Here is an 11,854-nt window from a genome sequence, read left to right on the forward strand (position 1 = left end):
ACACAACCTTTACACTGGTTTGCGCTCCTTTGCATTGAATTAGTTATAGTTAACCCATCAGTCGGAAACGACAACAGAGCACAACCCAACAAAAGGTAATGATTATGACTATTTCAAATAAGCTTTCTAAATTCGTACTTGTTTGTGGTTTAGCAGCAGCGAGTGTCGGTGCTACTTCAGCAATGGCGAAAGGTGACTTTAACCGTGGGATGAATCCACAAGCTCGTTTTTTACTTTCTGAGCGTGGTATTGATAAATTACAGCTTACAGAAGATCAGCAAACGCAACTTAAAGCGATTTTTGCCGAGCAGAAAACACAATTTGCAGCACTGCGTGGTGATAAAGATGCAATGAAAGCCGCTCGTACTGCGCACAAAGAGAAAATGGATGCGTTATTAGCAGCTAAAACATTTGATGAAAATGCCGCATTAGAACTAATTAATGCGCGTCAAGAAAAAGGCCAGCAGTTTGCAATGCTAAAAATGAAATCTGATCATGCCATTTGGCAGGTTTTAAATGCTGAACAGCGCGAAAGCTATCAAGAGATTAAAAAGCACCTGCGTAAAAAAGGTCACAAAAAGGGTCACCATGGTCCACGCGGAGAGCGCAAAGGTGAGCGTTCTGAAGGTTAATACCAAATTACTATTAATATAAAAAATGCGGCAAATGCCGCATTTTTTGTATTTGACGCTTTATTCTTTAAAGAATGAATCATCGTTTTTAGCTAGCATCGCTTCGATATCTTCAATCATATCTTGGCTCAAATCATTAGCATTGCTAATTGGGCTAGAAATTTTATTGTTCTCAAACGACCACTCACCTAAATCTATTAGCTGGCAGCGTTTTGAACAAAATGGACGATGTGGGCTTTGTTCTGACCATTCTACTTTGGCTTTGCATGTTGGGCAGTCTACAACTGTTGGCATGATATCACTCTTAATTAAGCTCTTTCGTCAGATCTTACTGAACAGTTAGTTGAGAATCCAGTAACGAATTTGTTTAGAAACTCGTTACTCGGTTTATTTCAGCCAGAGAGGTAACACCATCGGCGGCTTTTTTTAGGCCTGATAAACGTAGATCATTAAAGCCTGAGCGAAGAGATACTTCAGCGATTTCGAGTGAGTTACCACCACGCATAATAATTTGCGCTATTTCAGGGGTAATTTGCATTACCTCGTAAATACCAACTCGACCTTTATACCCTTCAGTACAGCTGTCACAGCCTTTTGGTGCGAATAGCTGAACTTCATTGAGTTTGTCTTTATCAAAACCTTGGCGAATCAATTCTTCATCAGGGAGTGTTTCTGGTGTTTTACACTTAGGACAAAGTCGTCTTGCTAGACGCTGCGCAATAATAAGACTGATTGAACTTGCGACGTTATAAGCAGGAACACCCATATTTAAAAGACGAGTAAGGGTTTCTGGTGCTGAGTTTGTATGCAGAGTCGATAATACCAAGTGACCTGTTTGCGCCGCTTTTATTGCAATTTCAGCGGTTTCAAGGTCACGGATCTCACCAACCATTACGACATCGGGATCTTGTCGTAAGAAAGCCTTTAATGCATTGGCAAAGGTCATGTCTGCCTTTGGATTAATTTGTACTTGGTTAATCCCTTCAAGGTTGATCTCTACTGGATCCTCGGCAGTACTGATATTACGCTCTGGCTGGTTAAGAATATTCAAACCAGTATAAAGTGATACGGTTTTACCAGAACCTGTTGGACCGGTTACTAAGATCATGCCCTGGGGCTGTTCAAGTGCATCCATGTAGAGTTTTTTCTGCTCTGGTTCATAACCAAGTACATCGATACCTAGCATAGCGCTTGATGAGTCGAGAATACGCATTACGATTTTCTCGCCCCAAAGGGTAGGTAGCGTACTTACACGGAAGTCGATACTTTTACGTTCAGTGATTTTAAGCTTAATACGACCATCTTGAGGTTTGCGCTTTTCTGCAATATCAAGTCGAGACATAACCTTAATACGCGCCGACAAACGGCTCGCTAAGCTATTGGGTGGACTTGCCATTTCATGCAAAATACCATCGATACGAAAACGTACACGGTAACGGTGTTCATAAGGTTCAAAGTGTAGATCCGATGCACCTTTTTTTATCGCATCCATCAAAATTTTATTGATGTAGACAATAATAGGCGCATCGTCTTTATCTTCGTCTTTGCTGGTTAAGTCTTTAGGAGCTTCGGTTTCAAGATCGCCAAGTTCTTTAAACTCATCTTCACTTAAGTGTAAACCGCCTGCAGCATCAAGTAATTGTTCTATTTTATTTTCGAGCTGAACGTAATCAACAACAACTACTTCACATGAAAGGCCAGTACTAAATTCAAAGTTTTCAAAGGCTCCGTAATCGGTTGGATCAGAGGCGGCAATGTAGAGTTTACGGCCTTTTTTTACTAAAGGCAGAATGTGGTGTTCACGAATGAGTTTGTCTTTAACAAGTTCTTCAGAAATGTGTGATACATCAAAATCTTTGATGTCAAAATAAGGGACTCTGAAAAGATCTGTGCATTGCTCTGCTAGCTCATGGCCAGCCATACCACATGTTTTAGAAATTAGCTCCGCAGTAGAGCTGTATTCGCGCTGCTTTGATTTTACGGTCTCTGCATCAATGCGACCTAGAGTGATAAATTTTCGAAGTAGCGGTGAGTTAATATTCATTGCGCACCTAGTTTGATCCTTTATTTGCCACAATCTAACAGAAAAAGTAAAACGGTTACATCAGTCTTGTCTGATTTTGGAAAAATTGCAAAATAAATTAACCATAAACTCAAATGTTTAGCTAGTTAGTTGGTACTTTGGTATTGTTTTTCTGTGGCTGCTTTTTTACAAAAATAAGTATTTAAATCAATAATATCGTTAAATTAAAGTTAGGTATTTCTCATGCAACTTTTGTACATCAATTTTTACCTCAGAAAGAAGGCGGTTATTATCTAATGTATCTGTCGCTTTTTGTTGCTTATCTGCTCTGGGCATTTGTGAAGCGATGATTTGCTTAGCTAATTCAACAGAGATATTGTCTCGAGCTGTGGTTCTCGTTATTTGCACTTCAACAGGAACATCTATCAATAGAGTATGATCACAGAATTGATCTAGGCCATTTTCAAAAAGTAGAGGCGCAACTAATATTACATATTGGCTGGTGGCTTGCTGTAATTGAGCGAGCATTGACTCTCTAATAAGCGGATGCAATAAATTATTTAGCCATTGCTTTTGTGATTCATCAGCAAAGATAATTGCTCTTAGTTTTGCACGATCAAGGCTGCCATCAGTAGTGAGTATCTCATCACCAAAGTGTTCAGTAATTTTTTCAAGTCCCGTTGAACCTGGCTCAACGACCTCTCTAGCCACGATATCAGCATCAACCACTTGAATGCCAAGCTCTTCAAACATGGCGCTTATTGCACTTTTCCCTGATCCGATTCCACCCGTTAATCCTAAAATCCAGCTTGCCATAATCAGTAGCCCAAATAATTAAAGTAGTAAGCTTGAATTTGCTCACCCCAAAGCAAGGTTAGCCAACCGGCAATGGCAAGGTAGGGCCCAAATGGAATTGGCGTGGTTTTATCTTTACCTTGAATAATGATTTGCGCAATACCGATGATGGCACCGACCACACTTGATAACAGCACTATGGTTAAAATATCTTGCCAACCTAATAGCGCACCAAACACAGCTAATAGTTTAAAGTCGCCATATCCCATACCCTCTTTACCTGTGGCTAACTTGAATAGCCAGTAGACACTCCACAAGCTTAAGTAGCCAATTGCTGCGCCAATAATAGCGTCGCTTGGAGCAATGGTAATATCCATAGTGGCTGCAATCAGTGCCAACCATACTAAAGGAAGGGTTAGTTGGTCGGGTAGTAGCATGTGATCTATATCGATAAAGGTTAAAGCGACTAAAACCCAGGTAATAAATATATAAAGCAGAGCAAGCGTTGTTGGGCCAAAAACAGCAGCAACAATTAAACTTAAAACCGCCGTAAGCATTTCAACAATAGGGTAGCGTACAGATATTGGTGATTGACAATTTGCGCAGCGACCTTTTAATAATAGCCAACTTAGCACAGGGATATTTTGCCAAGCTTTAATCGGAGCCTTGCATTTTGGGCAGGTTGAATTAGGTTTTACTAAATTAAAGGGAGCTTGTTCTGTTTGCTGTTTTGAGCTGACTTCATCGGCCAATACAATACGGCATTCCGTTTGCCATTCTCTTTTCATCATCAGTGGTAAACGATAAATCACCACATTTAAAAAGCTACCAATACATAGGCTTACTAAGCCCACAGTTAAAAAATAAAACCACTGCTGACTTTGCATCGCAGTGGTTATATCAAGAAAAAAGTTTTCCATTAAAATACCTAACATCTGACCATTTAGAGGCCGAATTTATTTCGCTGTGTTGAACTGTTTTTATTATTTATTTTATGTAGCAAGTTATCAACTAGCGTTTTGAGTTTTACTTACAGCCATGTGTTAAATCACCGACCCTAACTGGAATATAGGCAAGTACATAGCAACAATTAAACCACCAACCAGCACACCTAATACAGCCATAATGAGTGGCTCAAGTAAGCTTGATAAACCGTCAACGGCATCATCAACCTCTTGCTCATAAATAGTTGCGACTTTAGCAAGCATGCCATCAAGTGAGCCAGACTCTTCACCAATGGCTACCATTTGGATCACCATATCGGGGAATATTTTAGAGTTACGCATTGCCCAGTTCATTAAATTACCAGAGCTCACTTCTGCTTTAATTTCTAAAATAGCATAGCGATAAACCGCATTACCAGAAGCACCCGCAGCAGAGTCAAGTGCATCAACCAGAGGTACACCAGCAGCAAACGTAGTTGATAAAGTACGAGCGTAACGCGCAACCGCCGCTTTATTCAAAATCATACCAATAACGGGGAGTTTTAATATGGCTCTATCGTTAGCATCTCGGAGTTTTTTACTTTTTAATAGAGCTTCTTTATAAGCAAAACCTGCGGCGATAATTACAATTAGAATTATCCACCAATATTCCTGCATGAACTCAGAAATACCAATCACCATTAAAGTAAAGCCCGGCAACTCAGCACCAAAGCCATTAAAGATATCTTGGAATTGTGGCACTACAAATATAAGTAGAATAGAAGTTACAATGATTGCGACCACCAAAACTGCAATTGGATAAAACATGGCCTTTTTAATTTTTGACTTTAAGGCCTCTGCCTTTTCTTTATAAAGCGCAACACGGTCAAAAATTTTATCAAGGGCACCCGACTGTTCACCTGATGCTACAAGGTCGCAATATAAATCATCAAAATAACGAGGGTGTTTACGGAGCGCTTGAGAAAGTGGCACACCGGCTTTGACTTCATCACCTATGCCTTCCATTAATTTAGTAATACTTTTATTTTTTGTACCGCTCCCGATCATCTCAATAGTTTGGATTAGGGGAACACCTGCCATCAGCATAGTGGCAATCTGTCGTGTAATTAAGGCAATATCTTTTGGCGTAATTTTTTGAACAGATTTAATGCCAAATAACGGTTTTGCTTTGCGTTTTACCTTAGAAGGAGTAATACCTTGTTTTCGGAGTTGTGCTTTTATCAGAGCAATACTTTGGCCAGAAAGTTCACCTTCAAGTTTTTTACCTCGAGAGTTAACACCTACCCATTGGAAAGTATCTAAGTCCTTATCATTATTTTGTTTTGCCATAGCTACTCCTTAAAGTTATAAATTACATCGGGAAAGTGATACATGGCCTTTACTCCAGAAGTTAGGACCATATTGATGATTATACGAACAATCTAAACTTAAAATAACAAGAAATAAGTAGCTTACGTACAGAGCTGAAGAAAATATATTTACCTTGAGTCTTTTTTTGATGTCAGATTTTTCTTGAAAAGAGTAAGCGTAATTTAAAAATAAACCAATAAAAATAAATAATAAAGTCTGGGGAAGGGGCATAACAAAAACACCACTAAATAATGAGTAGGTTAGAAGTGAACCTACACTACCGCATAAAGATAAGTGTAATATTGATATTTCTTTAAACTTTTGTAAGAAGAATCTTAACATTTTTAATGTCAAAAGTAATGTTGTTAAAAATGCTGCAACTCCCCAATTGTGATATATCTGTAATAAACTGTTGTGTGGATGGCTAACGAGTATATCTTTTGAGAAATAAGAGCCGGGACCATAACCTAAGATACTTTTATGATTAATTTTTTTTAGGATTTCTATCCACATATCTAGTCTGCCTGAGGTGCTAATCTTTGAAAGCTTATTAAGTTCATTGCTATCTAAATATAATGTGAAAATTATATAAAAAACGATCGCTAAAAATGCAATTTTAAATGTCGCGTTTAAAACTTTTTTTGTTTTTAACTTTAAGTTTGTTAATGTCATTAATATTAATACAGTAAATACTGATAAAATAGCCCCTCTCGCTGATGTCAGAAACATTAATATAAAATTAAAGAATAAAAAAAGTGAGAATAGTCTTTTGCATTTATTATTTAATATAAAATAAATTATACTGAAGATACTAGCAACCTGAAACTGGTTAAAGAATCTGATATTAGAAAAACCTAGATAAGCACTTGCTATTTCATTTGAATCTCCATGATAGATGTAAAATGACATATTCAGTATGCTGATTGAAATAACAATAATATTTGTTATAGCTAGTAAGAAAAGAAATGTTCTTACTTTTTTCGATAAGAATATACCGAAGCCAATTAACCCAAATAATAATAAATAATGCGTGAAGTATAAAAAGGAAGTTAGTTTGTTTTGACTAAAATATGAAGAGAAAAGTGTAGTAGAAAATAGAATAAGTAGTAATGTTCTATCTTTGTAGTTGATAATTTCAACTAACTTAAGGTACTTAATTGAAAATAAAAGAAGTACTATCTGTAAGAACCTTTGCCAGTTATAATGGCTAACATCTAGAAAATAAGAGATAGGGAGAGTTGATAATAATAAAATGCTAGTAATTATAAAAACTAGGAAATATTTCTTTGAATTAATATGTAAGATTAGGTTCATCATAAGTGAGGCTACATGGTGGTAGCCTCATTTTCATTTAACTTTTCGTACATCCTTTAGGTGCAATTGCCTCATTTGTTAATTTGTGAGTGCAAGACCATTTGAATGTGCCGCCTGTAACCGAAGGCGTAAATGTAAAGACAGCACCTTGTAGATCACTAGAAACGCCAGTTGAATTCATTGTCGCCTCAATAACACCATCCGCTTTTAACTCCACAGATGAATATGTTCCAGTTGCTGCGTAAGTGCTTAAAGCTGGTGTAGTGCTGGCCGTAGGATACCCACCTTCACTTTGATAAAACTCAGCAACACCCGTTTTAATTCCTGCGGTCAAAGATACAGCCTCTGAAGCTTGTGCTCTAGCTGTATAATCTTGATAAGCCGGAAGTGCTACTGCAGCAAGAATACCGATGATTGCAACTACAATCATTAATTCAATTAGGGTGAAACCCTGTTGGTTTTGTTTTGTCATTTGTTCCTCTCCTAAAGGATATGATGATTTTGTAAGTTTAGCTGTAACTTCAGCGTTGTAAACCAAGGCTCAATTTACAGGATAAATCTTACAGTTTTAATTAAAACTTCTTTAAATAAAGCTTGATCGATAACATAAAACTCTTAGAACTTCCCATGTTCTGAAAACATTAATTAACTTTAGCATTATTCAATGATTTTGAAAGCTATTTTCCTGTTAGCTAGAGGTTTTTTCAGAACTTTCCTACTTTAGTTTGAGACAGGTCAAGCTAATTCAATTATTGCACTGTTTGATATGGCATCCTTGCTAATACTTTGAAGAGTGAAACTAAAATGTGTGTAAGAGCCTAGGGTGCAGACATACTAAAGAGTGATATTTTGCCGTATAAATGTTTGTTTTTTGTTACTATTACAAGCTTTGTACGTATTTAATGCTTTTTTTATTTCGTTGTCAACGGATTAGGTAAGCATTAAATACGTGGCTAGCTATTTTTAAGCACTAAAGCGCATTGAAAGGTCGATTGATTGTAAATTTTTTGTAAGTGCGCCACTTGAAATAAAGTCAACGCCAGCCTGCGAATAGGCTTTTAAGGTTTCGAGTGTCATGTTGCCAGATACTTCGAGCTTTGCTCGCTTGTCTGTCAGCACGACTGCTTGTTGAATTTGTTCGACTGTAAAGTTATCAAGCATGATGATATCAGCACCTGCTGTGATCGCTTGTTCAAGCTCATCAAGTGACTCTACTTCAACCTCAACTGGCTTTGTAGGGTGATTGATTTTTGCTTGAGCTACTGCTTTATCAATACCGCCGCAGGCAGCGATGTGGTTTTCTTTAATTAAGAACGCATCAAACAAACCGATGCGATGATTCGCACCGCCACCACATTTTACAGCGTATTTTTGTAGCGCACGTAAGCCAGGAATTGTTTTACGCGTATCGAGTAGCTGCGTCGTTGTACCCTCAATCTCTCTTACATAATGAGCTGTTGTTGTTGCTGTACCTGAGAGTGTTTGTACAAAGTTAAGGGCAGTGCGCTCAGCAGTTAAAATTGCGCGAGCTGAGCCTGATGCGGTGAAGAGCGTGCTATTGGCTGCTACTTTGTCGCCATCATTTACAAGTACTTCAACGTTTACTGTAGGATCGACTTGGTTAAAAACTTCTAAAATAATGTCTTTACCACAAAATACGCAGTCTTCACGGGTAATTACCTTGGCATTTGCTAGCTCGTTTTCTGGAATTAGTTGCGCGGTAATATCACCGTCATTTGCGCTTTGGTAATTTAAATCTTCATCAAGGGCGAGTTTTACCAGTTGGCTAATTAATGTGTGTGGGACTGACATGTCGAAAGCTCATTGTTTATTAATAAATTGGCGAAATTTTACTATGTTTAACCCCTCAATAGAAGACAAAGATTGGCTACAGTAAAGTATCCCCACTGTTACTTTAAGTGATTGAATCAAAGCAACTAGACCCTGAGATTTTAACCCTTTACACTATTTAACTTTATTGTCATCGTTAGTTTTTAATATGCATATAAATGAATTGGGTCAATTAAACAATGTGTTACAAAGGCCCTGTACACATTACGATGAACGCCCAGAAGGCGAGGTATCATTACTTGTTATTCATAATATTTCATTGCCAGCAGGGCAGTTCGCAACGCCTTATGTTGATGATTTATTTATGGGAACAATTGATTGTACGGCGCATGAAAGCTTTGCTGATTTAAAAGGCTTAAGAGTGTCAGCACATTGCTTTATTCGTCGTACCGGTGAAGTTATTCAGTACGTGCCTTTTGAGAAACGAGCTTGGCACGCCGGTATCTCAACGTTTGAAGGTAGAGAGCGCTGTAATGATTTTAGCGTGGGCATTGAGCTTGAAGGTACAGACACCAAAGCGTATACCCAAGCCCAATATAATGCATTACACTTAGTGACTAAGGCGTTGATGGCAAAGTACCCTGAGATAAACCGTTCGCGCATTGTTGGCCATTGTGATATTGCACCGGGCAGAAAAACTGACCCTGGTGTGAGTTTTGATTGGCAATACTATTTTGATTTAGTGTTTTAGTTAAAGGATATAGGTAAAGGCATGATCTTAATTTCAATAATTATTGCTTTGGTGATTGAGCGTTTAGGAGCTCGAGCAGATTATTGGCAAATCGGTTTTTATGCCAATAGATATCTTAAACACTCGCAAAAACAACTCTCAGAAAAAGGTTTATTTAATTCGCCAATTGGCTTTTTGATTTGGTTAATGTTGCCTGTCGTTGCCGCAGGTTTAGTCTATCAACTCTCTGATTTTATTATTTGGCAGCTGGCAGTGAATGTTGCTGTGCTGCTGGTTTGTTTTGGCTGTGCTAAACAACGTGCTTTATATAAGTCTTACTTAAATGCGTTAACCCGCAACGACCAAGAAGCGGCTACCTTATATGCATTACAAATGGGTCAAAAGAAAACAGAAGATGATCCTCAAGGTGAGACTTTTGGCCAAACTCTAGCTTGGCTAAATTTTCGCTTTTACTGTGCAGTTATTTTTTGGTTTGTGGTTTTAGGTGTGCCTGGCGCAGTTCTTTATGCGCTAGTTCGAACTTTTGCTGATAAAGTCAGAGACGACCATAAAGTGGCGTACGCTAAGCGTTTTAAACTGATCCATAGCTTATTGTTCTGGCTTGATTGGTTACCTGCACGAGTTGCAAGCTTTGGTTATTTAGTGATTGGTAACTTTAATAAAGGTACCAGTTGTTGGCTCAAATATGTGCTCGACTTTTCAGTGAGTAACCGCAAAGTTGTTACGCAAACCGCACTTGCCGCTGAGCAAATAGAGCAACAACATTTTGGTTGTACTTATGAAGCTACTTGCATGATGAAGCTTGTAAAACGAAATGTATTGTTCTTTTTAGTGATCATCGCAGCACTTACTTTATTTGGTGGTTTGGCGTAGTGTGTAAAGTTAGCGAGTTGAAAGAGTAAAGCTTGTTGTATAACTTTATTCATTAATTGCTCTACTAATGCACTTCGATTGAGTTCTGATTTTTTCAGCACTGAAGTGCATCCTACTTCGAATATTTTTCAGTACTCAATTCAACGACGCGGGGTAACCCCGCTGCTACAAAGCTACTCAATTCAACTAACACCGAAAACCTGACCTCTAAAAGCTTTTGTTGCGGGGTAAACCCGTTGTTACAAAGCTACTCAATTCAACTAACATCTAAAACCTGACCTCTAAAAGCTTTTGCCGCCCAATCTGGTCTGACCATTTATTTTTTATTGTTTTTTCCTTCAGAAAAAGCCACTTTAATCCATACTGTTTAATCTTTAGGCTAATTACGTTAGGGTGTAACTAGGCGCTGAACGTAGTGAAATTGACAGAAATACGGGTTTTTGATAACGTATGCGACAAATTTGGTATGACCAATTTACCTTTTTGGTCAAAGCACAAGGCTAAATACCCGATATTTATGGGGTTAGCGCATAACAATGCGGACGTTAATAAATGTCTTTAAAGATTAAAGCAGCAAAATTATCTGATGTAATTTTACAACAACTTGAGAATATGATTCTTGAGGGGTCGTTGGCGCCAGGCGAAAAGCTGCCTCCTGAACGTGAATTAGCGAAACAATTTGAAGTATCGCGACCTTCACTGCGTGAGGCGATTCAAAAGCTAGAAGCCAAGGGGTTAGTAACGCGTCGCCAAGGGGGCGGAACGTTCGTAAAAAATCAGCTTGAAGAGGGGCTCACTGATCCGCTTTTTGATTTGATTAGTAAGCATCCAGAGTCACAATTTGATTTACTCGAATTTCGTCATGCCCTTGAAGGAATTGCAGCATATTATGCAGCTATGCGTGGCACGACGAATGACTTCAAAAAAGTAAAACAAAGCTTTGACAACATTGCGCTCGTTAATGACGACATTGTGCAAAAAGCAAAAGCAATAAATGCATTTCATTTTAGTGTGGCAGAAGCGTCCCATAATGTTGTACTGCTACATTTAGTTCGTGGTATGCAGGCCTTGCTAGAGCAAAATGTATTACAGAATTTAACTGTACTGTTAAAAAAACCACAGATCAGCCAGCAGCTCGCAGAACATAGACGACTGTTGATGGATGCGGTTATTGAAGGAAACCCAGAGCAAGCACGTCTTGCTAGTAATGCTCACTTAGCCTTTATCGAAGAAGCCTTACTTGAGGCTGGCAAAGAGCATTCGCGGATTGAACGTAGTTTAAGACGCACCAAACAACATTAAGCAAGTGATTAGCTAAGTTTAGTTAACTACTTAATTTTAAGATTTATTAAAATAATTAGTATTTTAAACATAAGGAAAC

The 11,854-nt window shown here is 38.2% G+C and carries 12 protein-coding genes; 4 read left to right on the top strand and 8 right to left on the bottom strand.

What is annotated here, in order from left to right; genetic code table 11:
* Positions 1-104 precede the first annotated feature (104 nt).
* Positions 105-632 carry a Spy/CpxP family protein refolding chaperone gene (locus L1266_RS04855; RefSeq protein WP_166340462.1) on the top strand — a complete coding sequence of 176 codons (528 nt, stop codon included), beginning with the start codon at positions 105-107 and terminating at the stop codon, positions 630-632.
* A gap of 60 nt (positions 633-692) precedes the next feature.
* On the opposite strand, the gene yacG is transcribed toward L1266_RS04855, so the two are convergent.
* From yacG to nadC, 8 genes are all read right to left on the bottom strand, one after another.
* A complete protein-coding gene (gene yacG, locus L1266_RS04860) occupies positions 693-926 on the bottom strand; it encodes a DNA gyrase inhibitor YacG (protein WP_054550981.1) in 234 nt (77 codons plus the stop codon).
* Between the two features lie 73 nt (positions 927-999).
* Positions 1,000-2,676, bottom strand: a complete 1,677-nt coding sequence (pilB, locus tag L1266_RS04865) for a type IV-A pilus assembly ATPase PilB (protein WP_138619056.1) — start codon at positions 2,674-2,676, stop codon at positions 1,000-1,002.
* Positions 2,677-2,874: 198 nt separating this feature from the next.
* On the bottom strand, positions 2,875-3,471 hold the full coding sequence (gene coaE, locus L1266_RS04870) for a dephospho-CoA kinase (RefSeq protein WP_138619058.1): 597 nt from the start codon (positions 3,469-3,471) through the stop codon (positions 2,875-2,877).
* A gap of 2 nt (positions 3,472-3,473) precedes the next feature.
* Entirely contained in the window at positions 3,474-4,370 is an 897-nt protein-coding gene (locus L1266_RS04875; protein WP_166340466.1) for a prepilin peptidase, read from the bottom strand.
* Positions 4,371-4,493: 123 nt separating this feature from the next.
* A complete protein-coding gene (locus L1266_RS04880; protein ID WP_235377009.1) occupies positions 4,494-5,723 on the bottom strand; it encodes a type II secretion system F family protein in 1,230 nt (409 codons plus the stop codon).
* A gap of 15 nt (positions 5,724-5,738) precedes the next feature.
* Positions 5,739-6,653 (bottom strand): O-antigen ligase family protein, encoded by a 915-nt coding sequence (locus L1266_RS04885; protein WP_235377010.1) that lies wholly within the window; start codon positions 6,651-6,653, stop codon positions 5,739-5,741.
* 442 nt (positions 6,654-7,095) lie between these two features.
* Positions 7,096-7,530, bottom strand: coding sequence for a pilin (locus L1266_RS04890; protein WP_235377011.1), 435 nt, complete (start codon positions 7,528-7,530; stop codon positions 7,096-7,098).
* Between the two features lie 491 nt (positions 7,531-8,021).
* Entirely contained in the window at positions 8,022-8,870 is an 849-nt protein-coding gene (nadC, locus tag L1266_RS04895; protein WP_166340471.1) for a carboxylating nicotinate-nucleotide diphosphorylase, read from the bottom strand.
* Positions 8,871-9,057: 187 nt separating this feature from the next.
* On the opposite strand from nadC, the gene ampD reads away from it, so the two are divergent.
* The 3 genes from ampD (at position 9,058) to pdhR (ending at position 11,775) form a co-directional block, all read left to right on the top strand.
* Positions 9,058-9,600, top strand: coding sequence for a 1,6-anhydro-N-acetylmuramyl-L-alanine amidase AmpD (gene ampD / locus L1266_RS04900; RefSeq protein WP_166340473.1), 543 nt, complete (start codon positions 9,058-9,060; stop codon positions 9,598-9,600).
* Positions 9,601-9,621: 21 nt separating this feature from the next.
* The gene (gene ampE, locus L1266_RS04905) at positions 9,622-10,473 is read left to right on the top strand and encodes a beta-lactamase regulator AmpE (RefSeq protein WP_166340475.1); all 852 of its coding nucleotides are present in this window, start codon (positions 9,622-9,624) and stop codon (positions 10,471-10,473) included.
* A gap of 552 nt (positions 10,474-11,025) precedes the next feature.
* Positions 11,026-11,775, top strand: coding sequence for a pyruvate dehydrogenase complex transcriptional repressor PdhR (gene pdhR / locus L1266_RS04910; protein WP_036965924.1), 750 nt, complete (start codon positions 11,026-11,028; stop codon positions 11,773-11,775).
* Positions 11,776-11,854 lie beyond the last annotated feature (79 nt).

The sequence above is a fragment of the Pseudoalteromonas sp. Cn5-37 genome (genome assembly GCF_021532495.1).
Lineage (GTDB): Bacteria > Pseudomonadota > Gammaproteobacteria > Enterobacterales > Alteromonadaceae > Pseudoalteromonas > Pseudoalteromonas simplex.

What these genes read in the sequence shown, in the direction of transcription:
- L1266_RS04855 (WP_166340462.1), top strand. Translation starts at nt 105, where the DNA reads ATGACTATTTCAAATAAGCTTTCTAAATTCGTACTTGTTTGTGGTTTA.
- yacG (WP_054550981.1), bottom strand. Translation starts at nt 926, where the DNA reads ATGCCAACAGTTGTAGACTGCCCAACATGCAAAGCCAAAGTAGAATGG.
- pilB (WP_138619056.1), bottom strand. Translation starts at nt 2,676, where the DNA reads ATGAATATTAACTCACCGCTACTTCGAAAATTTATCACTCTAGGTCGC.
- coaE (WP_138619058.1), bottom strand. Translation starts at nt 3,471, where the DNA reads ATGGCAAGCTGGATTTTAGGATTAACGGGTGGAATCGGATCAGGGAAA.
- L1266_RS04875 (WP_166340466.1), bottom strand. Translation starts at nt 4,370, where the DNA reads ATGGAAAACTTTTTTCTTGATATAACCACTGCGATGCAAAGTCAGCAG.
- L1266_RS04880 (WP_235377009.1), bottom strand. Translation starts at nt 5,723, where the DNA reads ATGGCAAAACAAAATAATGATAAGGACTTAGATACTTTCCAATGGGTA.
- L1266_RS04885 (WP_235377010.1), bottom strand. Translation starts at nt 6,653, where the DNA reads ATGTCATTTTACATCTATCATGGAGATTCAAATGAAATAGCAAGTGCT.
- L1266_RS04890 (WP_235377011.1), bottom strand. Translation starts at nt 7,530, where the DNA reads ATGACAAAACAAAACCAACAGGGTTTCACCCTAATTGAATTAATGATT.
- nadC (WP_166340471.1), bottom strand. Translation starts at nt 8,870, where the DNA reads ATGTCAGTCCCACACACATTAATTAGCCAACTGGTAAAACTCGCCCTT.
- ampD (WP_166340473.1), top strand. Translation starts at nt 9,058, where the DNA reads ATGCATATAAATGAATTGGGTCAATTAAACAATGTGTTACAAAGGCCC.
- ampE (WP_166340475.1), top strand. Translation starts at nt 9,622, where the DNA reads ATGATCTTAATTTCAATAATTATTGCTTTGGTGATTGAGCGTTTAGGA.
- pdhR (WP_036965924.1), top strand. Translation starts at nt 11,026, where the DNA reads ATGTCTTTAAAGATTAAAGCAGCAAAATTATCTGATGTAATTTTACAA.